The organism is Vallitalea guaymasensis, assembly GCF_018141425.1.
In the GTDB taxonomy this organism is placed as follows: Bacteria; Bacillota; Clostridia; order Lachnospirales; family Vallitaleaceae; genus Vallitalea; species Vallitalea guaymasensis.
Genome location: NZ_CP058561.1, coordinates 2,331,109 through 2,355,004, shown reverse-complemented (window position 1 = coordinate 2,355,004; position 23,896 = coordinate 2,331,109). Strand labels below are relative to the sequence as shown.

The 23,896-nt window shown below is 31.6% G+C and carries 16 protein-coding genes; 11 read left to right on the top strand and 5 right to left on the bottom strand.

Features of this window, described 5'->3' with window-relative positions; all coding sequences use genetic code 11:
- Positions 1–8 precede the first annotated feature (8 nt).
- Complete coding sequence (locus HYG85_RS10385; RefSeq protein ID WP_212693404.1) at positions 9–1,235, bottom strand: AI-2E family transporter; 1,227 nt, start codon at positions 1,233–1,235, stop codon at positions 9–11.
- A gap of 175 nt (positions 1,236–1,410) precedes the next feature.
- Between HYG85_RS10385 and HYG85_RS10380 the strand changes: the two genes are divergently transcribed.
- The 3 genes from HYG85_RS10380 to HYG85_RS10370 all read left to right on the top strand — a co-directional run bounded on the left by HYG85_RS10380 (position 1,411) and on the right by HYG85_RS10370 (position 7,590).
- A complete protein-coding gene (locus HYG85_RS10380; RefSeq protein WP_212690144.1) occupies positions 1,411–2,868 on the top strand; it encodes a DDE-type integrase/transposase/recombinase in 1,458 nt (485 codons plus the stop codon).
- A gap of 847 nt (positions 2,869–3,715) precedes the next feature.
- Positions 3,716–6,943, top strand: a complete 3,228-nt coding sequence (locus tag HYG85_RS10375; RefSeq protein ID WP_212693403.1) for an efflux RND transporter permease subunit — start codon at positions 3,716–3,718, stop codon at positions 6,941–6,943.
- Between the two features lie 29 nt (positions 6,944–6,972).
- Positions 6,973–7,590 (top strand): TetR/AcrR family transcriptional regulator, encoded by a 618-nt coding sequence (locus HYG85_RS10370; protein WP_212693402.1) that lies wholly within the window; start codon positions 6,973–6,975, stop codon positions 7,588–7,590.
- A 72-nt stretch (positions 7,591–7,662) separates the two neighbouring features.
- Here the strand turns inward: HYG85_RS10370 and HYG85_RS10365 are convergent, their stop codons facing one another.
- Positions 7,663–7,824, bottom strand: coding sequence for a hypothetical protein (locus HYG85_RS10365; RefSeq protein WP_193774485.1), 162 nt, complete (start codon positions 7,822–7,824; stop codon positions 7,663–7,665).
- A 789-nt stretch (positions 7,825–8,613) separates the two neighbouring features.
- Here HYG85_RS10365 and HYG85_RS10360 point away from each other — a divergent pair.
- Positions 8,614–9,192, top strand: coding sequence for a thymidine kinase (locus tag HYG85_RS10360; protein ID WP_212693401.1), 579 nt, complete (start codon positions 8,614–8,616; stop codon positions 9,190–9,192).
- Between the two features lie 98 nt (positions 9,193–9,290).
- On the opposite strand, the gene HYG85_RS10355 is transcribed toward HYG85_RS10360, so the two are convergent.
- The 3 genes from HYG85_RS10355 to HYG85_RS10345 all read right to left on the bottom strand — a co-directional run bounded on the left by HYG85_RS10355 (position 9,291) and on the right by HYG85_RS10345 (position 15,179).
- On the bottom strand, positions 9,291–9,554 hold the full coding sequence (locus HYG85_RS10355; protein ID WP_212693400.1) for a hypothetical protein: 264 nt from the start codon (positions 9,552–9,554) through the stop codon (positions 9,291–9,293).
- Between the two features lie 36 nt (positions 9,555–9,590).
- Positions 9,591–10,841, bottom strand: coding sequence for a DNA polymerase Y family protein (locus HYG85_RS10350; protein WP_212693399.1), 1,251 nt, complete (start codon positions 10,839–10,841; stop codon positions 9,591–9,593).
- 174 nt (positions 10,842–11,015) lie between these two features.
- A complete protein-coding gene (locus HYG85_RS10345; RefSeq protein ID WP_212693398.1) occupies positions 11,016–15,179 on the bottom strand; it encodes a hypothetical protein in 4,164 nt (1,387 codons plus the stop codon).
- 382 nt (positions 15,180–15,561) lie between these two features.
- Here HYG85_RS10345 and HYG85_RS10340 point away from each other — a divergent pair, with 382 nt between their 5' ends.
- The 7 genes from HYG85_RS10340 (at position 15,562) to HYG85_RS10310 (ending at position 23,871) form a co-directional block, all read left to right on the top strand.
- Positions 15,562–16,563 carry a hypothetical protein gene (locus HYG85_RS10340; protein WP_212693397.1) on the top strand — a complete coding sequence of 334 codons (1,002 nt, stop codon included), beginning with the start codon at positions 15,562–15,564 and terminating at the stop codon, positions 16,561–16,563.
- A gap of 124 nt (positions 16,564–16,687) precedes the next feature.
- Positions 16,688–17,185, top strand: a complete 498-nt coding sequence (locus HYG85_RS10335; protein ID WP_212693396.1) for a shikimate kinase — start codon at positions 16,688–16,690, stop codon at positions 17,183–17,185.
- A gap of 51 nt (positions 17,186–17,236) precedes the next feature.
- Entirely contained in the window at positions 17,237–18,616 is a 1,380-nt protein-coding gene (locus HYG85_RS10330; protein ID WP_244971308.1) for a PhoH family protein, read from the top strand.
- A gap of 500 nt (positions 18,617–19,116) precedes the next feature.
- On the top strand, positions 19,117–19,848 hold the full coding sequence (locus tag HYG85_RS10325) for a glycerophosphodiester phosphodiesterase (protein WP_212693395.1): 732 nt from the start codon (positions 19,117–19,119) through the stop codon (positions 19,846–19,848).
- A 134-nt stretch (positions 19,849–19,982) separates the two neighbouring features.
- Positions 19,983–21,320 carry a sn-glycerol-1-phosphate dehydrogenase gene (locus tag HYG85_RS10320; protein WP_212693394.1) on the top strand — a complete coding sequence of 446 codons (1,338 nt, stop codon included), beginning with the start codon at positions 19,983–19,985 and terminating at the stop codon, positions 21,318–21,320.
- 344 nt (positions 21,321–21,664) lie between these two features.
- A complete protein-coding gene (locus tag HYG85_RS10315; protein WP_212693393.1) occupies positions 21,665–22,390 on the top strand; it encodes a sulfite exporter TauE/SafE family protein in 726 nt (241 codons plus the stop codon).
- Positions 22,391–22,515: 125 nt separating this feature from the next.
- A complete protein-coding gene (locus HYG85_RS10310; RefSeq protein WP_113672889.1) occupies positions 22,516–23,871 on the top strand; it encodes an MATE family efflux transporter in 1,356 nt (451 codons plus the stop codon).
- Positions 23,872–23,896: the final 25 nt, after the last annotated feature.

The following is a 23,896-nucleotide window of genomic DNA, read 5'->3' as shown; positions in this document are numbered from 1 at the left end:
CGAAGAGGTTATTCAACCTCTTCGTCTATTTCCGTTTGCATATTATCAAGTATTGTTTCTTCTTGTTTTTTATGCATCTTCATTTCATATTTCTTATTTATTTGTTTATCTATTATATTCTTGATTACTGCGAAGAATGGTACACCTAAAAACATTCCTATCAAACCAAATAGTTTTCCACCAACTAATATTGCAAAGATAACCCAAAATGGACTGAGCCCTGTTGAATCTCCAAGGATTTTAGGTCCTAGTATATTACCATCAAATTGTTGAAGACCTAATATTATCAAAGCAAACCATAAAGCTTGTATAGGGCTGATTATGAATACTAGTATAATTCCTGCAAAACCACCTATGAATGGACCAAAATAAGGAATCATGTTAGTTACACCTACGAAAACACTAATCAATAGAGCATTAGGTATATGGAATATCAGGGTAATTATAAAGCATAGGACACCTATAATTAATGAATCAATAAGTTTTCCAACAAAAAATTTGGAAAAAATCTGATGACTATCTTTTAATATCCCTAGTAAACTATTGGCTGTATTTTCTCTAAACAAAGCTATAATACCTTTGTTAAAACTTGCTAATGATTTCTCTTTACTTGCTAATAAGTATATAGCTATAATGAATCCTACTAAAACATTTAGAAGACCGAAAGTAAAGCTTTTTGTGAAATTCAAAAGGGAAGGTGCAATATTACTGAATACATCGTAAACATTGTTTAATGCAGCAGGGATATTATTAAGGTTATCATCAATGAATTGGTTGATAGCCTTAGGGTCAATGAATTCGATTGAACTATTATTAACAAAATGATTTATTTTATCAATCAACTCTGTTATCAAATCGGGTAATTTGTTTATTGTATCAGCTAAGCTGTTTAGAAGTTCTGGAATGATAAAAGCTAAAATGATTATGATAAAACCTAATACAGTGATATATGAAAACAATATAGCAAGAGATCTTTTGGCTTTTAGACTTTTAATACTTTTTTTCCTGATTCTTATCTTACCTATCAATTTCTCAAACCAGACTACTAAAGGATTAATGAAATATGCTATCAGAAAACCTATTATAAAAGGCGATAAAGTTGATAAAGTACTTCTAAAAAAAACTTTTGTTTCTTCCCAGTTACCAATGAATTTATAAAAAACTAAGCTAACAAAAACAACTAAGATTGCATAGATACTTATAGTGGTATATCGTTTGTTCCATTGAATTTTCATATTTTGCCCTCCTCAACAGTAAAGGTAGTGTAAAGTTTAACACTACACTATTTGTTTAAATTCTTTATTTATCAAGGGTTTCACAGTTTTTTGCAATAAAATAACAATGACCCCCTATTTTCAGTTATAATTGAAGTTCCAACACACCAAAAATTCCTGAAAGGATGTCATTGCTATGCCTTCAATTATAACTTATTTACTTAATATAATTCAATACCAAAATCAACAAATTTCTTGGTTACTTCTTTTCATCTCTAAATTTATTCCTCTTAAGCAATGGGCTTTTGATGATGCTCATTCACCTAAGTATCAGAAATTCAAGACCGATAAACTACCTATTATTAAACGCTTTGTTAAACAAGATTGGCAATTTTTGACTGAATACTATCTTCTTCGTTATGGTAAACCTTTAAAACCTGTTAGGACTCAAAAAGGTAAAATCCGTAATGTTCCTAACGATACCATTTGCCCTTTATGTGGTGCTCCACAGCAATATATTTACGATAATAATGGTGGTAAAGGCCAATTTAAGTGTAAAGTTTGCCAAAAAACTTTTGTTACGGGTGAACAAGTTTCTTCTCCTCTTGTTCTTAAATGCCCTTATTGCAATCATTCTCTTGTTGCAAAAAAAGATAGGAAACATTTTAATGTACATAAGTGCATTAATAATAAGTGCTCTTATTATATATCCAATGTGAGTAAATTACCTAATGACGTAAAACATTCTGATCGCTATAAGTATAAACTACGCTATATCTACCGTGAATTCTCTGTAGATTTTTTTGCTATGGATTTGGATTCTCTTCCTAAAAATGCTTCTTCTTTTAAATTCCGTAGTAAAAGTGCTTATATCATGGGACTTTGTTTGTCTTATCATGTAAACCTTGGACTATCTTTAAGAAAAACTGCTCAGGCTTTAAAAGACATTCATTGTATTGATATCTCTCATACTATGGTTGCTAACTATGCTCATTCCGCTGCTACTCTTATTAAACCTTTTGTTGATAATTATAATTACAACCATTTCTCTACTATGATAGCTGATGAAACTTATATCAAAGTCCGTGGTATCAAAGGTTATGTTTGGTTCATTATGGATGCTGTTTCTCGTTCTATCCTTGGTTACAGGGTATCTGATAATCGTGGCGTAGGTCCTTGTATCCTTGCTATGCGTATGGCTTTTCGCAATCTTAAAAAGCTTCCTGATAAATTTCGTTTTATTGCTGATGGCTATAGCGCTTATCCTTTAGCTTCTCAACAATTCGCTCTCCGTGAGAAAGATCCTCTTAAGTTTGATATCACTCAGGTAATAGGTCTTTCCAATGATGACGAAGTTTCTAAAAAGTTTCGCCCATTCAAGCAGATTGTAGAACGCCTTAACCGAACTTTTAAAGCTTCTTATCGTATAACCAATGGTTACGATAATTATGATGGTGCTAATTATGCCTTGTCTTTATGGGTAGCTTATTACAATTTCCTACGTCCCCATAAAGTTACTTGCTATAAAAAGCCTTTGAATAGGGTTAATTTGCTCTCCAAAGCTGATAACATGCCTGGAAAATGGCAACTCCTTATATACCTTGGTCAAAAAACCATTCTTCATTTACAAGAGCAACAATCTATCTGTTCTTAGATTTTGAACCAGAGGCACTGATACAGCCATCCCGCAGGGACATGCCCTTGATAGCATCATTAAACAATGCTACAATGCCATGATTACGACGGGATAGGTCTATCTGTTCTTGAGTTTTTCACCGTCGGCACCATTTTTAAGCATTGTTTAATGGTGCTGTCAAGGGTGGCGTAAGTTACCAAGAGCTATTTCTGTTACCTTTTTTTCTTTTAAGGCTTAATTATTTTTTGTTTTTGTTTTTCATAGGCTACTTTACACTACCACAGTAAATTCATCGTATAAATACGAGAATAATATATTTCATATTTCTTCGTTATATATATTAAAATTAAATATATCTTATATCTAATAAAATTTTTAATTATACTATTTATAATTCCTTGAAAAGTATTTTTGAAATGACTTATTCATATAAGCAGATAAAAACTTAAGTCAGTATCTTGTTAACTACATAATAACAAATATTACTAGCATGTATAGTAATATTAATAAAAATTAATATAAAATTAATAATTATAGTTTTTCTATTGATAATAGTTATTTCCAATTAATTACAAGATATACAAATGTTAAATATATAAAGGATGTAGGTTTTAATGTGCATAATTACTTGTTTTTTAGGGTAAACATTATATATATGGTCAGGGAAAATTCCTTAGGATTAACTATATTTTTAGAGTTAAAACATTTTGGATTATTAGCCAGTTTGGTTATTGTCATTATATTATAGAATAAGATTTAGATATAATTGGTGTTGACAAAAGTATAAAAGATAGGTATTATAGTGTTACCGACCGAACAGTCGGTCGGTAATTGACAATAAACGAAATTGTGAGAGGAGACTAATATGTTATCAAAATTCAGTGTAAAAAAACCCGTAACAATAGTAATGATAGTACTCATTTTTATAATATTCGGAGCAGTATCATTTACTCAGCTGAATACGGATCTATTACCAAGTATGAATATTCCTTATGCGGCAGTATCAACTACTTATATAGGAGCAAGCCCTGGGGAAGTTGAAAATACTGTATCAAAAAATATTGAAAGTGCACTGGCAACTGTGCAGAATGTAAAGAAAATACAATCTATTTCATCAGAGCATAATTCTATAGTTATAGTAGAATTTAATGAATCAACTAACATGGATGTAGCTATGTTGGATATGAGGGAAAAGCTCGATATGGTCACTGGTTATTTTCCAGACGAAGTAGGTTCTCCTATGATTATAAAATTCAATCCAAGTATGATGCCTATCATGGGATTCGCTGTTACCAAAGAAGGCAGTGATATGTCAGAAGTTGGAGATTTTGTAGAAAATATTGTTAAACCAAGATTAGAGAGAATAGAAGGTGTAGCTTCTGTAACTATCAATGGAGATGTTAAGAAGCAAGTTGAAGTTACACTGGATTCAGATAAAATGGAACTGTTAGGTATTGATAGTGATATGATATCTAAACTACTGCAAGGTTCCAATTTTGATATGCCTGCTGGACAGATTACCGAAGGGGACAAGGATATAACAATCCGTACTATAGGTAAGTTTGACAGTATAGAAGATATTGAAGATTTTATCTTATTGGAAATACCTGTTCCTGTTATACAAGGTGAAAAAGCAGATGTATGGGAAATGTTAAAACAACAAAAAGAAAATGGCAACAAGCCACAGGACTCTAATGGGGTTCCAAATACTGGCATGATACCTAACCCTAATGAAATACCAAATACTATCCCTGACAATATGCCTATGCCTGAAATAAAAATGGAAACTACTACGATAAGATTAAGTGATCTTGCAACAATAAAAGAAGTAGCCCAGAACAGTAAAATGTATTCCAAAGTTAATGGTGAAGACAGTATTTCACTTATGATTCAGAGACAAACAGAATTCAACACTACAGATGTTTCTAAGAAAGTCAATGATACTATAGATCAGATAAAAGAAGAATACCCAGACATGAATATATTGGTTACATTAGACCAAGCCAAGTATATTAACGATATGGTTTCTTCAGTTACCGTTAATGCAATAGTAGGAGCAATACTTGCAATATTGATCTTATTCATATTCTTGAAGGATTTAAGACCAACCATTGTTATTGGTGTAGCAATACCTATTAGTATCATTGTATCATTTACATTCATATGGTTAAGCGGCATTTCCCTTAATGTTGTATCATTAGGTGGATTGGCACTTGGAACGGGTATGCTGGTGGATAATGCGGTAGTTGTTCTGGAGAATATCTATAGAATGAGAAAAGAAGGAAAATCCAGAGTTTCAGCAGCTATTGAAGGAAGTAAACAGGTATCAGGAGCTATCATAGCTTCAACACTAACGACCATAGCAGTTTTCTTACCTGTTATATTCGTTCAAGGTATGACAGCACAAATATTCAAAGAAATGGCTATAACTGTTACACTTACATTACTTGCAAGTTTATTGGTTGCTTTGACATTAGTACCAATGTTATCATCAAAACTTATCAAGAAGCCAGATACAAGTACTCATCATAAAGCAATGGACGGATTTAGAAATTTATATATAAGATTATTAAAAGGATCTTTGAAACATAGAGCTTTAGTTGTTATACTAACAGTTATCTTATTTGTAGCTAGTATCTTTGGAGCTATGACAATAGGAACAGAGCTGATGCCTACTACTGATGAAGGGCAGATAACAATTACTGCTTCAATGCCAAAAGGTACTACGTATAATAATACAGTAGCAAAAATAAAAGAGATAGAAGATATACTTATTGATTTCCCAGATATAGAGACTATCAGTACTTCTGTAGGAAGCGGCGGAGGAATGGGTCAGCTCATGGGAGGTGGATCAACAGATAGTGGTACACTCAATTTAACTCTTGTTCCTAAGTCAGAAAGAGATAAAAGCACTCAGGAAATATCAGATGATATAAGAAACAGTATATTAGGTAAGGTAGAATGTGATTTAGAAGTAAACGCAGTATCTAATATGATGGCTTTCTCCACTGTACCTGTTCAAGTTGACATAGCTGGTACTGACTTTGATGAATTAGAAAAACTTGCTAAGGAAGTTACTTCTATCGTTGAAGGTATTGATGGAACAGTTGAAGTTGATAATGGTATATCAAAAGGAGCACCAGAGCTTAATATCACATTAAATAGAGAAATAGCAGGGCCTCTTGGTATTACTACAGCTGCTGTGGCAGGTACAATCAGACAAAGACTAACAGATGTTAAAGCTACAACACTTGACTTAGATGGTAAAAAAGTAGATGTTTATATTAATAAGACATCCGATACTGAGCTTCAGACAAAGGATATTGAAGAGCTTCCATTTACTTCTATGACAGGTAAAACTGTTAAATTAGGAGATATAGCAGATATTGAAGAAGGAGTAGGTTATACTTCAATCAATAGAACTAATCAAAAGAGAGTAATCAGTGTTACCAGTAAACTAGAAAAAGGAGTAAGTGCTGGTAATGTCGGTAAGATATTAGATGAGAAATTAAAAGATATAGATATACCGGATGGTTATAGTATTGAAAATGCCGGAGAAAATAAAGAGATTCAGGATGCTTTCGTAAGTCTGTTATTAGCATTGCTATTAGGTGTAGTACTAATATATATGATTATGGCATCACAATTTGAATCATTCCTATATCCATTTATTATCTTATTCAGTGTGCCACTGGCATTTACAGGAGCATTTATTGCATTATTCATTACTAGAACACCACTTAGTATAGTAGCATTCTTAGGTATGATTGTGTTAGCTGGTATTGTTGTTAATAATGGTATCGTACTAGTGGATTATATAAATAAACTAATAAAAGTTGGAAAATCTACAAAAGATGCTATAATAGAAGCTGGAAGTGTTAGAATAAGACCTATTCTAATGACAGCTCTAACAACTATATTGGCTGTAATTCCAATATCTCTAGGTATTGGTGAGGGAGCAGAAATGATTGCTCCATTAGGTGTAACAGTTATTGGTGGTTTGATAATGTCTACATTCTTAACATTGATAATTGTACCAGTCATCTACTCAATATTTTATGGATTTAAAAAGAAGATTTCAAAAAAAGCGTAGTATTATATTTATAAAAGAGGGATAGATAGATGATGAGCAAAAAAAACCTGTTATATGAAGCTGCTATGACAATTATGATAAGAGAAGGCGTTAACGGACTTACTATATCTAAGGTTGCTAATGAGGCCAATATTGGTAAAAGCACCGTATATGAATATTTTAAGAGCAAAGATGAACTCATATACAAGACTATAAATTATATGGGAGAAAAATATGTTGAAGAAATTCAGCAAAGGCTATTTACTGATAATAAGGGTTTCGAAATGACCATCAAGGGTCTCATAAAAATAATTATAGCAACCATAAGACAAGGAAATACTAATTTCATATTCATGATAAGCGAATGCGATAAGACCTTCAAATCCAAGGTAGATACTCATGAACAAATCAAAAATATTATGCTTGGAATTAGAATGAAACTATATAATCTCTTGGAAGAAATTATTGAACTAGGAGTCAAGGAAGGTATTATAGATAAGCCAAAAGATAAAATGACTTTTGTGATTTGGCAGAACCTTTTGGTGATATTATCATATGAGTTTTCTGGAGAAGACGTATTCCTAGAACAAAATGATATCACTATAGGTGATGATGAAGAAAACATTAACACAATCTATGATCTCTTATTAAAAGTTCTGAAAAGCTGAAATTACCAAAAATAAAAGGCTATCACCATATATTATGTATGTGGTGGGAGCCTTTTAAAATAGAAGCATATATTACATCATTTCTTTTAAGTCATCCATTAATCTTTCGGCTTTATGCATCATTTTTTTGCCTTTTCTTTGCATTTTACGCATATCACGTTTGTCCATATTCACAAGAGCCAATGATGATGCACCGATTACACTTCCTACTATTAAACCTGTTGCAAATTTCATTGATTAGATCTCCTTCCTAAATACACTAAAAATTAATTTTTAATACACTAAAGGATAATAACAATGTATGTTAAAATTCTTTTATACTTTCATTTATATTTTGGGAAAATATGATAATAATTATACTGGTAAAAAATGAAAAGACAAATTTTATCCACAAATTTTTATCCACAGGGACAAAAAGCGACATAATAATTTGCTGTAATTATTTATTAGAGTATGATAACATCTTAACTTTGTTAAGAAATTAACCTTTTTATAAATTTTTTTAAAATTATTTTTATGGATATATAATGATATTTTAGTATTAGGCATGACAAAATTGTGTATAGTTATTAAAGTTATCCCCAAGAAAATGGTGTTATCAACAGGAAAAATGTGGATAACTACCAAAAATGATTAAAATTTTACATATATACCAAAACCATGAAGTAGGGCAACTTCATGGTTTTGACCGGAACAGCAATATATGTATACTGCTTTTAATAAGTGTACTGGTACCTTCCTAAAGGTACTTTTCTTAGAACAAAGGGCATTGCTCTAGTTGTTTTTACAAATTTAATGAGTATGTATTAAAATACTCCCTCTATTATATAAGATGTTAAACACCCCAAAAGGTTACAAAAAAATGAAAAAAAGTTTAAATTGATTATATAGTCCTATAATAAAATGAGTAAAAATAGGTCATAAGACTTAGGTAAAAACATTGTTGAGATAAAAATTAATATATGTCATAATATATAATGGATGAAAAAATTAGTTTCAATAATTAATGTTAGGAGAATACATATGGCTAAGTTATTTTTTAAATACGGCACAGTTTTTTCTGCAAAATCTTTGAACCTTATAGCTACAGCTCATAATTATCAAACTCAAGGCAAAGAAGTATTACTTTTAATTCCTAAAATAGATACTAGAAGTGACGGATATGTTTCTACTAGAGCAGGATTCAAAATGCCAGCAGAGCTAATAGATGATGATACAGATATTTATGATTTATATGTTTCACATCGTAAGCAAAAAGATAATATTGATTGTATACTTGTGGATGAATGCCAAATGTTAAAATCTAAACATATCGATCAACTTAGAGAAATTGTTGATGAGTATAATACACCAGTCATTTGTTATGGTCTTAGAGTTAGTTATACGTTAGAGTTGTTTGATGCAAGTAAAAGACTATTTGAACTTGCTGATAAACTAGAAGAGATAAAGACTGTTTGCTGGTTTTGCAATAATAAGGCTACCCATAACTTAAAACTTGTTGATGGTAAGCCTGTATATGAGGGTAAACCTATTGATATCGGAGGACTTGAGAAGTATGTACCTGTCTGTTATCATTGTTTTAAGAATCCCAAAGAAATATGATGATGAACTTATTTTAAGAAACATTCTTATATAAATTATATGTATTGCCCAGATTCTTAGGATTTAACATTCAAAGGGTCTGGGCTTATATTTATTACCTATATTTTGAAAAGTATCCACTTACAGGTATTTAATTCGTATTTTAATTCACAGGATTTTTCCACACCATTTATAGCAACTAGACATGTGTAACTTCTCATGGGATTTCCTGCAATCTTTTCTTCGGTATGATATAGAACTTTGTTTACTTTAACTGTCTTCAGTTCGTGTTCTTTGGTTTCGAGTCTGAATCTTAGAGGCATCAAGACTCCTTTTAAATTGAACCATCCAATCATCTCAATAGGTTCCATTATTACTTTCATAAAGTCGCCCTTCCTTTCTTAATATTGATTCAAAACTTATAAAAGGCTTGACATAATAGGGTAATTTTCTTCTGGCATACCTCCATTAAGAGGTCTTAGACCACTATGCAAAAATGAAGCTCTAATAATAGCGGTATTTCCATATCTTAAACGTATCTTATCAATTGATTCATCAAGAGCTGTGTATTTCTCATGTTTATCAAAATCAAACAGAGACAGCTGTGTATTGGTTTTTGAAGAAAGAGAAGATACTCTGACTCCAAGGTGTCTGATAGGTTCTTTGTTCCAAGCTTCGTCAAATAAAGTACATATGGCTCTGTAGATATCATTAGTTATATCAGTAGATTCTGCCAGCTGCATTTGATGAGACAATGAAATGAAATCATGTGATTTTATACTTACACTCACCATTTTTGCTATCATATCAGAATCTCTTAAACGCATACAAACAGTCTCAGTAAGGGATAATAAGATAAGCTTTGCCGTACGGGAATCTGTCACATCAAATGAAATGGTAGTAGAGTTACCAATGCCTTTTGCTTCGGGGGAACATGGTTTTACAATAGAGGTAGCTATACCATTGGCATAAGCGTGTATAAGGTATCCATGGCTCTTAAAATGGGCATATAAGAGTTCAGGGTCTGAATTTGCCAACTCACCAATGGTGTAGATACCTAGCTTTATAAGCTTTGCATTGGTTGCTCTACCTACCATGAATAAGTCTCTTACTGGTAAAGGCCACATTTTTTCCTGTATTTCGTTTGGAAATAACGTATGAATCTTATTAGGCTTTTCAAAATCCGATGCCATTTTAGCTAATAGTTTATTATTAGAAATACCAATATTAACGGTAAATCCTAATTCTTTTTGTATTTTGTCTTTCAAATGATGAGCAAAGCTGATGGGAGAACCAAAATGGTGGCTCATGTTAGTATAATCAAGGAAACATTCATCAACACTGTATCTTTCAACAAGAGGAAAATATTCTTTGAATATATCTACCATTGCATCGCTGCATTGCATAAAAAGTTTATAATTAGGAGGTACTATTACAAGAGATGGACATTTCTGACGAGCGCTGAATAATGACTCACCTGTTTTTATACCATATTTTTTAGCAGGAATGGATTTTGCTAATACTATTCCATGTCTTTTGGACTCGTCGCCACCTATAATTGCAGGTATGGTTCTAAGGTCAATGCAGGATATCTGTGTGTTCATTCTATAAGTAGCTTCCCAACTTAAATAAGCTGAATTTACATCAATATGAAAAATTCTATGTTCCATAAAAACACCTCTTAAAATTAGTATACACGAACATGTGTTCGAGGTAAAGGGGTATTTTTTGGTAAGAAATGTTAAAATATGGTAAAAAAACAAACCGTTATTCTTCGGAGGAATGAATAACGGTTTGTCAACAATATAAAAAATTATATTAAGCTATGTAAAATTTGTGTACTCCTATTTTGCTTGTGTAAATGTTCTAGTAACAATTTTACTTGGTAATGATCTACCTGTTCCATATTTACGGATATGAATAGTTATGTCACCAGTCAAATCTGGAAGGTTGCTACCGTTATATTTGATCCAAGTATTTTTATCATCAATAGAAAATTCCATATTATTATTAATAGTTACAGTATTATTGCTATCATTGGATTTAATATTACGAGGATGTATTATTCTTTGGTCTAATTTGATAAGTTGAGTTTTATCAGTTCCTTTTAATCTAATAAGAATACCGTTAGCAGCAGTCATGGAATCCAACTCATCCTTAGTTAACAATACATTATCTTCATAAGGAGTGGTGTAAGTGATACCACCATCCAAACTATATTCAGCATATGTTGTAATCCCCATAAGTTTGCTAGCATTTTGCCCATCCAAGGAGAAGCTAACAGGATCTAATTCAGCTGGGACTATTATATCTTGGGTATAAGCTATTTCCACAATATTGCTGGAAGTTGTAGTACCTGCGGCATATTTACGAACATAGAGAGTAACATCACCAGATAAATCAGGATTATTATAACCATCATATTTAGTCCAGTTAATTTTATCAAAAGAATACTCTAAGCTTGTATCTAATAAAATAGTATTATCAGTATCATTGGCAGCCAGACTACTAGAGCTTAAATTGCTATCATTAATATGAATTGTGTAAGTTTCATTAATGCCTTTACTTCTGACTAATATATTATCATTAGAATTAATGGATTCAAGCTCAGCATCAGAGAGTAATATGTTATCTTCATAAGGAGTAGTATAAGTGATACCACCATCCAAGCTATATTCTACATCAGGAGTAATCTCCATAAGTCTACCTGCATTATCACCACTAAAGGAGAATGAAATATCAGATAAAACTATAGATGAAGTATCTCCAGTAAATTTTCTAGTAACAATTGGACTAGGTAGAGAAGTACCTCTAGCATATTTACGAACATGAATAGTTAAATTACCAGTCAAATCAGGAAGATTGCTGCCATTATATTTAGTCCAAATCTCTTTATTATCAATAGAGAATTCCATGTACTTACTAAGACCTTTTAGAGTATTTTCGGTATCATTAGCTTTTATTGTGCTGTTCCATAATCTATTTTTACCGATTTTGATTAATTGAGTATCATCATTACCTTTCATTCTAATAAGAATACCATGAGCAGTAGTAATTGATTCTAACTCATCTTTAGTAAGCAGTACGTTTTTTTCAGAAGGAGTAGTGTAAGTATTACCGCCATCCAAACTATATTCTATGTCAGGAGTAATCCCCATAAGTCTACCCGCATTTTCACCGCTAAAGGAGAATGAAGCAGCAGTAAATATTTTAGTAACAATAGGGCTAGCTAGAGAATTGTTCTTAGCATATTTACGAACATGAATAGTTAAATTACCAGATAAATCAGGAAGATTATTACCATTATATCTAGTCCAAGTATTCTTATTATCAATGGAGAATTCCATACCACTTCTAATACCTGTTAGAGTATTTAAAGCATCGTTAGATTTAATTGTACTTCTTAGCAATCCTTCTCTAACAATCTTAATTGTAAGAATATCATCAGTACCTTTCATTCTAACAAGAATACCATGTGTAGTTGTTATAGAGTCTAACTCATCTTTGGTAAGTAATACGTTATCTTCGGAAGGAGTGGTATAAGTGATACCACCATCTAAACTGTATTCAGCATTTGTTGTAATTTCCATGAGTCTACCAGCATTTTCACCGCTAAAAGAAAATGTAGCAGCAGTAAATTTCCTAGAAATAATATTACTTGGCATATAAAGACCAGTAGCAGCTTTACGAATATATATTGTAATGTTACCAGATAGATCAGGAAGATTATCTCCATTATATCTAGTCCAATTAGTTTGATCTATAGAAAATTCCATTGTATTATTTAGACCAGAAATTGTATTATCTAGATCACTATGCTTGATAACTTTATCACTTAAACTTCCATTTTTAATATATATTACAAATTCTTTATCTGTATCAATAGGTTTCATTATTATACTATTTGTACTATTAATAGATTTCACTTCAGCTTCTGTTAATAACAAGTCATCCTCATTAGCAGTTGTGAAAGTTTTACCACCATCTAGACTATATTTTTCACCTTTTTTTAATCCCATAAGTCTGTTAGCATTTTTACCATCAAAAGAAAATAAAGCGGCGGTAAATTGTCTAGTTAAGATATTACTGGAAAGACTCGCTCCAGATCCACTTCTTCTTATATATATTGTAATATTACCAGATAGATCAGGAAGATTGTTTTTATATTTAATCCAATTTACTCTATCAGTAGAAAACTCCATATACCCTTTCATACCTGTTAAAGTGTTTGCTTTATTATTCATTATTACATGGTGCTGTTTTAAATAGTATCGATAGATATGTAACACGTAAGGTTCATAAGTGCTGTTGATCCTAATTCTAATATGATCTGTTGTGTTGATAGACTTAATCTCATCATCTGTAAGTAACAAATCGTCTTCAGAAGCAGTTATATAAGTGTTACCACCGTCTATACTATATTCTTCACCTTTTTTGATACCCATGAGTCTATAAGCATTTGAACCGTCTACAGAGTATTTAGCCAGTACTAAATTTCCTTGTGGCAATCTTTTATGTAGTGCTTTAATAGTGCTCAGTTGTTCGCTGTCTGTGTTCTTATCAAATGCAGCATATATGTTAAGGATTAGTTCTTGTAAGATAGTTCTATCATAATCTGAAATTTTTTGTATTGGTAATCTATTAAGAAGGTCTGTCATAACTTTTGGGTGATATGTAAAGATATCAAGTATATCTGCTATTATTTGTTCCCATTCTTTGATTGTGGCATCATTAGAAATCATGGAATCTATCTTATAGTACCATGCAATCAGATTTTTTTTATTAATATCTATTGCTTTATTAATGATTTCTATTTTATTAGTTGAATCAATTACTTCAGATAGCCAAAGTAATTGGTTAGATTTATCTAAGCTATCCCTATCCTTAGTAGCTTCTGCTAATAATTTTGCATAGATTGGATGATCTCCCCAAGGTATAGTAGTTGCGGGTCTATTCCAAGCATATCCTATACCACCAATATTATTACCAAGTCCCCAGCTATCCTCTGATTTCATATATAAAAAAGCCATATGATTAGGCTGTCTTACATCCGTTGAAGGTACACCAAAGGATCTGTATATTAGAGTACCAAAATATGATATTCTTGTACAGACACCACCAATTTCAAGTAAATCTTTTAATTTCCATTCACCCTTGTAATTTCTACCGTCCCTTTTTCCATAAGGCATTAAAAAAGCTGCTTTTTTTAATGTACTTTGAGTTATATAATCAGGGTGTTTGGTTCTAAGAAAATCGTGAAGCCAATCTATATCTGCATCTGAAGTAGCATTATCTGCTACCATGGTAAGATGTGTAACATCAAGATTGTTAAAAGACGGGAATAATTTACCTTCAGTGTTAAGTCTTTTATAATGATCATATCTTACAACTGGATCTATAACTGTGTGATTAGAATCATAGGTCTTAATAGGATTAGCATGAACTAAAGCCATTGCGATAGCAAATTTTGCATAGAAGCCATCATGACAATCCTCATCGTTTTCCCATAGATCTTTCCAGACATCTAGAGATTTCACCAGTCTATCTTGTTTATAATCAGATCTTCCTTGCAAAAATAAATTAAGAAGATCGTCTCTATTGAAAATAGTTGATAAAAAAGTAGCATGGTCAGTACTCTTAGCCTTGAATTTTTCTAGATTATCAGCACCAAGTCTATCAATGAAGGTTCTTTTAACTAGAGCAGAGTAGAATTCATGGTCTTCTAAGCTTAAGATAATATTATCAATGGTTTCTGGTGTTTTTGATCTTAGATATTCAGTATACTGATTGAGTAAAGTACCATAACTGGTGTTATTAGTATTACTTATAATATTTTCGTTCATAATGGGAAGATTATTATCTTCTAGTTTACTAGTTGTAGAGGTTTCAATTATAGTGTTGGTTTCTATTTCAGCCCCATATGTGCTGAAACAAGGGGTTGTCAAACTGATTCCCAGTCCTACAACCATTAATTGAAACAGTTTTGATTTCTTTTTTGCCTTGCTCATATTATTCCTCCTCATTCCACTTTGTTGACAGTAACATATGATTAATCACAGTATAAGTAACAATTTAATTGTAGCAGTATTCTATTAAATAGAGATATCATCATTTATAACCAAATTTAAGTAGCAAATTGTACCAAAATTTACCATCTGTTATATGAAAAGATTATACTATATTGAATATTTTAATAATGCTAAGTATTCATTAGATATCTGAATTATGTATTGAGTAGTATATATGTCAATAGCTAGTCCTATACACATTCCTAATTAGTAAACATTAAGAAAATTTTAAGAAATTATTCATTATATCAAAAGAAATTCTAAGTACAATATACTTGTAAATAGATGCTCAAGAAAAATAAACTTAAGAGGAGTAATAAAAATGAAAACTAGAAAATTAATTTATTCGTTAATAGTGATAGTTATGACAATTAGTACAGTGATTTCTGGTTGTAAATCAAAACCAGTGGAAAAAAGTAAGGTTAAGAAGCAAAATGAAACTGAATTCAGTACTCAACCAAAGGAGGAAGAAGAGCAAAAAGAAGTTAAGAAACAAAATGAGATGCAAGATGAGATACAAGATGAGCCACTAAATGGTATCCCTGAAGAGATTAGTTCATTAATCAGTATATCTGGAAATCAAGAGAGCAGTGCTGTTGTTATTAATACACAAGGTGGACCTATGTATGATTTTGATACAACTACGGTAAAAGAAGAGACAGAAGAAATTAAGAATAGAGATTTCTTTATAGTTAATGTACATCAAAAGCAAACCAAGAATCCTGAACTGTTCCAAGACAAAGAAATATCTTTTGAAGAAGCTATAAAATATGATAAGGAAAGTATTCAGATGTTAGCGAAGGTAATAAACTATTATAAGGAACAAGGGAAAAAGGTGTATGTTCTAGGTATGTCTTTTGGAGCTTTGATGGCCCAAGAATTAATTTCAGAATATGGTGTTGATATAGCAGATAAATACCTGATTATTGTTGGTAGACTTGATATGCCAGAAGTTATTTGGAAATCCTTTAGTAAAGGTGGTACAGGATATTTTGTAGATGGTGTCAAGGCTGTAGCTAATGAAAATGGAATAATGGATGACCCTGAATCAGATGCTATCCCTAGTAACAGTGAGAAAAATGTAAATAAGCTAGCTGCTGGATTAGGTAAAAATAGATACACTGAAAAGCTAGATAAATATGATTTGAAGAATATTACCTACATTAGCGCAATGGAAGATGAGGCTGTTGGAAAATTATCAGAAGAAGAAATCAATTTCTTGAAATCAAAAAATGCTAAGATTATATTATCAGAAGGTGGACATAGTGAGGTTATATCCAATGAGATAGTAAACGGATTTAAAATCGCATTTGGACTTGAGTAGTTCTAAATCACTGATATTGAAATAAACCATCATATAAAGTATAATAAAAAAAAATTAAAAGATTAATTAATTTATATTATATAGAAAACATAATATTATACTATCATATGAGAGGAAGCATAAGATGAAAAACATGGTATTAATTGGTATGCCAGGAGCAGGAAAAAGTACAATCGGTGTGGTATTAGCCAAAACTTTGGGATTTACTTTCATTGATTCTGATTTGGTCATACAAAAAAGAGAAAACAGGTTGTTGCAAGAGATCATTGATGATATTGGAATGGAAAGATTTCTAGATGTAGAAAAAGAAGCGGTTCTAAGTATAGATGTATCAAAATCTATTATAGCAACTGGTGGAAGCGTAATTTTTAGAAACGAAACAATGAAACATCTAAAGAAACTGGGAGATATAATCTATCTAAAAGTTTCTTATGAAGAAATTGAAAGAAGAGTCAATAATATAACTACTAGAGGCATAGCCATGGCAAAAGGACATACATTGAAAGATGTCTATGACCAAAGAGTTGAACTCTATGAAAAATATGCAAATATAGTTATTGATTGTGATGACAAAAATCTGGAAGAAATTGTTAAGGACATAAAAGATAGTATACCGGAATAGAATATTATTATCATAAGAATGACTTGAGAACATGACGAGGGAAACGTCCCCATGACATTAATGGTATTTTTGAAGGGAGGAAATTATACGGTTAAAAACTATATAATTGATACTAATGTAATGATTCATGATCCTGAATTCATGCATAATTTTGAAGGTAACAATATAATCATACCCTTACTTTGCATAGAAGAACTGGATAATCTAAAAAGAAGAGAAGGATTAGTTGGATTCCATGCTAGAATGGTAGCAAAAGAGATTAAGTTATTAATGGAAAAGGGAGACATAGAAAAAGGAATAAGATTACCCAACAAAAGTGTTTTGCGTGTAGAATTGAATCATATGGATATAGACATTCTTCCTAATGGCTTTGATACCAATAAAAATGACTCAAGAATATTAGCTATTGTATTAAGCCTAAAAAAAGTCAATGATAGTAGTCGGATAATATTAGTTACAAAAGACTTATATATGGCTATAAAAGCTAGGTCATTAGGAATTGAAGTAGAAGATTATCAAAGTGACCGTATTGACATTGATACTATCTATAAAGGTTATACCGAGATTGAATTATTGTCAAAAGACATTAACAAAATATTTGATGGAGGATTAGAAGTTCCTGATCTACAAGAGGAAATATACCCTAATGAATTTTTCCATATTAAAAGTAAGGACCAAGTTTCTCACGAAATATTAGCCAGATATGACGGAAATAAAATAGTTCCACTTATACATGCCAATGAAAATGCCTGGGGGCTGAACCCAATCAATAGAGAGCAAAAGATGGCATTTGAATTACTTATGAACCCGGATATACATTTTGTAACAATTATAGGTGGGGCAGGATCAGGAAAAACAATTCTTGCAACAGCTACAGCTTTGCAAAATGTAATAGAAACTAATAAATATAGGAAAATAGTATTTGTTAGACCAGTAATAGCAGCAGGAAATGATATAGGTTATCTTCCAGGTACAGAACGGGAAAAACTGAAACCTTGGATGGGAAGTTTCTATGATGCTATAGAGAATTTATCTGATATAAAAGAAACCAATAAGAACAATGGAGGAAAACCGACTTTCACTGTAGAGGATTTTATAGAGCAATTTCGCCAAAGAGGGGTAATAGAGACCAAGACCTTTACCTACATGAGAGGAAGGACATTCACTAATTCCTTGATTATAGTAGATGAGGCACAGGAAATGACCCCCCATTTAGCTAAACTTATGTTAACTAGAGCAGGAGAACATTCCAAATTTGTATTTTTGGGAGACCCAAGTGATAACCAGATTGATAATAACTACATAGATTCAAAATCCAATGGCTTAGTATATACCGTAGAAAAGATGAAATCCTTTAATATAACAGGGCACGTAGCACTTAAGAGAGTAGAACGTAGTCCATTAGCTAAGATTGCAGAGAAAAATATGTAATAATAAAAGTTCATATGTATTGAGCGTAAAGCCCAATTTAGACTGTCGACAAAGTATTAAACAGACAACGGTCGTATATTGAAATCATATATAATGATAATACACTCTTGTTATGTTTGTTGCTTCTATCTGTTTTAAAGGATGGCAACAAGCGTAAAAGTCGCTCGTTAAAAAGTTATTTCGTTATGCCAAAAATCATAAATAGCCAGTAGTTATGTCAACTAGAAGAAAAAATGTTTTGTGATTATATCCAAGATTACTTCAAGCAAAATAATATATGTATATGTGAAGTAGTGAGGCAGGACGCCGAACCCAGCTTTTTGCTCAGGACGAGCAAGTAGCTGGCGAAACATATACATATATTATTTTGCAAAAACCAAGTCAGAACAAAATATTTTTTCTGACTTACCTGTACAGTAAACCAAATGCATATTGACAATCTGGAATCGATTCCATATAATTATATTAATAATAGACAAACATCTTCTAGGAGGAGAAAAATGAGCAGATTACCACTAATTACAGCACATGCAGGTTGTATGAATACAGTACCAAATTCAATTGAATCAATAATGAAAGGAATAGAAACAGGTGCAGATATTATTGAAGTCGATGTAAGAGCCACAAAAGACGGTGTGCCAATATTAATTCATGATCCTTCAATAAATACTATACAGGATGAACAAATACAAGTTAATGAAACCACTTTTGAAGACCTAGAAAAACATATCAACAATAAGATGGTAACATTATTGGAAGCATTAGATATAGCACAACAATATAATATAGTACTTAACTTGGATATAAAATCATTAGATGCCATTGATTCCATAGCAGCACTGGTAAATTATGAAAAAATGAATAATCATGTAATCCTTTCTGGTTGCAAAAAAGAAAAAGCAATATATCTATATAATAACTATCCACAATTCCAATATCTACTAAATGTAGATACCAATTCATTAAGCGAAGAAGATTTTAATCAACAATCAATAATAGAAGAAATTTGTAATGAAGCCAATTCCATGTCTTGTTGTGGAATAAATATTGACTACAAATATTGCAATGAGGAAATAATCAAGTACTTCCATTCCAGATTTTTACCAGTAGCAGTCTGGACTATAGATAATGAATGTGACATGGAAAAATATATAGAACTAGGAGTATATTCAATAACAACAAATAAAATCAATACACTAAAACATATAAAAGAGAATATATTAAGTAAATAAGAATCCATTATAGGATTAAACTTATAAAAATGAAAGGGTAAAAGCTCTTTCATTTTTTTGAATAAATATGTAAAATAGAGTTATAAAGAAAATAAAAATATGAAGTATAATAATCTTACAATGGAGGGCAAATCATGGACTTTAAAACATTCAAGATTGAGGATTTTCTTAACAAAAGCTTTAAATGCAATTGTAATAAAGTACACAGAACATCTATTGAAGAAATACTAATAGGGGAAAATGTAACCCTTGAATTACCAAAACTCATTAATAAATACGGCTATAAGAATATACTAATCGTTTCAGACTCCAATACTTATAAAGTACTAGGAGAAACCGTAGAAAAAATATTAAAAGATAGCCAAATCAGTTGTACGTCCTATGTTTTTGAAGAAACCAATCAATTAGTACCTGATGAACAAGCTGTAGGAAGACTTCTAACTAATATTGATGATAATATAGACCTGATGATAACAGTAGGTTCTGGTACTCTGAATGATTTGTCAAAATTCGTAAGTTATAAGATACATATTCCATATTTTATTGTAGCTACAGCACCATCTATGGATGGATACGCCTCAACTGTATCACCCCTAATAGTAAATAACCTAAAAACCACATACGAAGTCAATTCACCAAAAGCCATAATAGCAGATATAAATATAATAAAAAAAGCTCCTATGGAAATGATAACTGCTGGATTAGGAGATATATTAGGTAAATATACATGTCTGTGTGACTGGAAAATAAGTTCAATAATAAACGATGAATACTATTGTGAAAGCGTCGTAGACCTAGTAAAAGAATCTATACACAGATGTGTTAAAGATATAGAAGGCATTAAAAATAGAGATACAATCGCCATAAAAAATCTAACTGAAGGCCTGATACTATCTGGTATTGCTATGAGTTTCGTAGGAAATTCAAGACCAGCTTCAGGCGCCGAACATCACCTATCTCACTACTGGGAAATGATGTTTCTATTCCAGGGCAAAGAAGCAGTACTCCATGGCACAAAAGTAGGTATAGCCACCCTTATCATTGCCAAACTATACGAAATGCTTACCAACACCAATCTAGACTTTGAAAAAGCACTAAAACACGCAGAGGAATTTGACTACAATGACTGGGTTAAAAATATAAAACAAAAATATAAACACGCCGCCAATGACGTTATTAAACTAGAACAAAAAACCAACAAAAATTCCAAAGAAGAACATAAAATAAGAATACAAAAAATAAACCAAAACTGGGACGAAATAATTGACACAATAAAAGATATCATCCCCCCTACAGAAGAACTAAAAGCCATACTCCTTAAAGTAGGAGCCACCATAACCCCAAACCAAGTAGAAGTAGATTCCACCACAGTCTCAGACAGCATAAAGATAGCTAAAGAACTAAGAGCAAGATATACAGTACTACAGCTTTTGTGGGATGTAGGATTGCTAGATGAATTTGCTTCTATATAAAGTATGAAATAGCCAACAATAATTCTCAAAGAGGAAATAATATTTTGTGATTAAAATTGAAGGGGACTACAAGCAAAATAGTATATGTATATGTTGAGTAGTGAGGCAGGACGCCGAACCCAGCTGTTTGCTCAGGACGAGCAATTCCGCTGGCGAAACATATACATATACTATTTTGCAAAACCCACGTCAGAACAAAACATTCTTTCCGACCTACTGGTACAATATTAAATCTCACATTAACCTTTTTGCCAAAAAGGTCAAAACATGATATATTTTAGTATAATAGTAATAACTAAAAAACAATAATAACACTATAAATACTAAAATACGGAGAGAACCTTATGACAGAAAAAATATTGACTTTAATGATTTGTTTCGGCGGCAGTTTAATTCAAGGTTTATCAGGATTCGGTTTTGCAATGTTTGTTATGTTTTTTCTTCCCTTTATCATGCCTCTAAAAGTGGCAGCCATAGTAACAGGTATGCAAACCTTTTTTATGGGTACTTATGTTGTCTTTAAGTTCAGAAAACATATTGATTACAAAATAGCCATGGTACCTCTAATATCTTCATTAGCACTTGTACCTATTGGAGTGCGTCTGTTGGTCTTTGGAAATGAAAATATATTAAAAAGAATTCTTGGAATCACTATAGTCTCTATTTCCATTTTCCTATTTATAAAAAGTAGAAAAGAAATAAAAATCAAGACTAATGTAAAAAATGGAATTATAGCAGGTTCATTAAGTGGAATTATGAGCGGAATGTTCAATGTTGGTGGACCACCTTTGGTCGTATATTACTTATACGGAATCAAAAACAGGTTGTCCTACAAAGCAACTCTAGAATTCAGTTTCTTAATTAGATCAATGATGATTGTAGTTATGCATATTGTATATGGAAATATCAATAAGGAAATAATAATTTTTGCGCTATTTGGAGGAATAGGTACTAGTATTGGAAATCTGCTTGGGTTGAGCATGTTCCAGAAAATAAATAGTGTAATATTACATAAAATAGTTATTGTCTTAATGTTTGTTCTGGGAACCCTGTTAATTATAAATAAGTAAACTGGAAGTTGTTAAAAACATAGTTGACATTTCTATCTAAAACTACTAAACTGAATTTTACAGAATAAAAAAATAGTATTTGCTTTGTTTATAATATAGCCATACTGAAAGGAAAAGTCGTCGCAATGAATAATAATACTAAAGAGAACAAGATGGGTACTATGAAAGTATCTAAGCTTATGGTTTCCATGTCAATACCAGCAATATTATCTATGTTAGTCCAAGCATTATATAATATAGTAGATAGTGTATTTGTTTCAAGAGTAAGTGATGATGCATTAACAGCTGTATCACTAGCATTTCCTATACAATTAATAATAATTGCTTGCTTTGTGGGGCTTGGAATAGGAATTAATTCACTTATATCAAGGAAATTAGGGGAACAAGATCATGAAGCAGCATCTAATGCGGCTGAACATGGTATACTTCTATGTATAGTTTTATATGTAATCATTTTATTAATTGGTATCTTGTTTGCCAACAGTTTCTTCACATTATTTACAGATAGTCAAAATATCATTAACTTAGGAACTGAATACATAAAGATAATAATGATATTCTCATTTGGTAGATTACTGGCTCAAGCAGGAACAAGTATCCTACAAGGTAGCGGTAATATGATTCATCCAATGATATCACAGTTATGTGGAGCTGTATTCAATATTATTTTAGACCCAATCCTTATATTTGGATATTTGGGATTTCCAGCATTAGGAGTTAAAGGAGCGGCCATTGCTACTATATCAGCTCAAATTTTATCTATGGTCTATATATTGATAGTTCTATTTACTAAGCAAAATAGTGTAAAATTGAATCTCAGAACATTCAAATATGATAGTAAGATTCTAAAAGGAATAATGCAGGTTGGATTACCAGCTACAATAATGCAGGCAATAGGCTCAGTCATGGTTACTGGATTGAATTTGATTCTTGCAGGATTTGGAGAGGCTTCAGTTACGGTTCTAGGAGTTTACTATAAGCTTCAATCACTTATATTTATGCCTGTTTTTGGATTGTCTCAAGGAGTCATGCCTATAATTGGATATAATTATGGATCTAAGAATAGAAAGCGATTAATGAAAGCTTTGAAACTTGGTATTATCGCTGCAGTTGTGTATATGACACTAGGATTCTTGGTATTCCAAATAATACCCGCACAGCTGTTAGAGCTGTTTGACAGTTCAGATGAAATGATGAAAATTGGAGTTCCAGCATTTAGGATTATCAGCTATGTATTTCCTCTGGCCGCAGTTTCCATAATGTGTGGTACTGCATTTCAAGGGATGGGAAAAGCATATATCAGTATGATTGTTTCAATCCTAAGACAATTAGTGGTATTATTGCCTGGAGCGTTCATTTTGGGTAAATTATTTGGTTTGGACGGAGTATGGGTTTCATTTGTTTTAGCAGAGATTGTTGGTATCGTAGTTGTATTGGTATCAATCAAGAAAATATATGAAGAACAATTATTGAAGTGGTAATATGCAAGGGGATTTAATCTATACA

Bases quoted from the DNA above. Each gene is read 5' to 3' on its own strand.
- HYG85_RS10345 (WP_212693398.1), bottom strand. From the start codon at position 15,179: ATGAGCAAGGCAAAAAAGAAATCAAAACTGTTTCAATTAATGGTTGTA.
- HYG85_RS10350 (WP_212693399.1), bottom strand. From the start codon at position 10,841: ATGGAACATAGAATTTTTCATATTGATGTAAATTCAGCTTATTTAAGT.
- HYG85_RS10335 (WP_212693396.1), top strand. From the start codon at position 16,688: ATGAAAAACATGGTATTAATTGGTATGCCAGGAGCAGGAAAAAGTACA.
- HYG85_RS10360 (WP_212693401.1), top strand. From the start codon at position 8,614: ATGGCTAAGTTATTTTTTAAATACGGCACAGTTTTTTCTGCAAAATCT.
- HYG85_RS10310 (WP_113672889.1), top strand. From the start codon at position 22,516: ATGAATAATAATACTAAAGAGAACAAGATGGGTACTATGAAAGTATCT.
- HYG85_RS10385 (WP_212693404.1), bottom strand. From the start codon at position 1,235: ATGAAAATTCAATGGAACAAACGATATACCACTATAAGTATCTATGCA.
- HYG85_RS10370 (WP_212693402.1), top strand. From the start codon at position 6,973: ATGATGAGCAAAAAAAACCTGTTATATGAAGCTGCTATGACAATTATG.
- HYG85_RS10330 (WP_244971308.1), top strand. From the start codon at position 17,237: ATGACATTAATGGTATTTTTGAAGGGAGGAAATTATACGGTTAAAAAC.
- HYG85_RS10325 (WP_212693395.1), top strand. From the start codon at position 19,117: ATGAGCAGATTACCACTAATTACAGCACATGCAGGTTGTATGAATACA.
- HYG85_RS10365 (WP_193774485.1), bottom strand. From the start codon at position 7,824: ATGAAATTTGCAACAGGTTTAATAGTAGGAAGTGTAATCGGTGCATCA.
- HYG85_RS10340 (WP_212693397.1), top strand. From the start codon at position 15,562: ATGAAAACTAGAAAATTAATTTATTCGTTAATAGTGATAGTTATGACA.
- HYG85_RS10320 (WP_212693394.1), top strand. From the start codon at position 19,983: ATGGACTTTAAAACATTCAAGATTGAGGATTTTCTTAACAAAAGCTTT.
- HYG85_RS10355 (WP_212693400.1), bottom strand. From the start codon at position 9,554: ATGAAAGTAATAATGGAACCTATTGAGATGATTGGATGGTTCAATTTA.
- HYG85_RS10315 (WP_212693393.1), top strand. From the start codon at position 21,665: ATGACAGAAAAAATATTGACTTTAATGATTTGTTTCGGCGGCAGTTTA.
- HYG85_RS10380 (WP_212690144.1), top strand. From the start codon at position 1,411: ATGCCTTCAATTATAACTTATTTACTTAATATAATTCAATACCAAAAT.
- HYG85_RS10375 (WP_212693403.1), top strand. From the start codon at position 3,716: ATGTTATCAAAATTCAGTGTAAAAAAACCCGTAACAATAGTAATGATA.